The organism is Bacillus sp. SIMBA_005 (genome assembly GCF_046535585.1).
GTDB lineage: Bacteria > Bacillota > Bacilli > Bacillales > Bacillaceae > Bacillus > Bacillus pumilus.
This window is the reverse complement of the sequence record NZ_JAWRWI010000474.1, coordinates 1-268: the sequence shown is the minus strand read 5'-3', so window position 1 is coordinate 268 and position 268 is coordinate 1. Positions and strand designations below refer to the sequence as shown.

The following is a 268-nucleotide window of genomic DNA, read 5'->3' as shown; positions in this document are numbered from 1 at the left end:
GGCAACCTGCGCCTTGTCTTAAGCGTCATTCAGAGGTTTAACAACAGAGGAGAGTATGTTGATGACTTATTTCAGGTCGGCTGCATCGGACTAATGAAATCCATTGATAATTTTGACCTAAGCCATAATGTTAAGTTTTCAACATACGCTGTACCGATGATCATCGGAGAAATCCGCAGATATTTGCGGGATAACAATCCGATCCGCGTCTCGAGGTCGCTTCGCGATATCGCATATAAAGCGCTTCAAGTAAGAGAGCGGTTAATCA

At 44.0% G+C, this 268-nt stretch carries 1 protein-coding gene; it reads left to right on the top strand.

The window, feature by feature from the left end; all coding sequences use genetic code 11:
- Positions 1-268: sigma-70 family RNA polymerase sigma factor (locus tag SB660_RS20955; RefSeq protein WP_410584295.1), on the top strand; the 268-nt coding region annotated here is incomplete at both ends.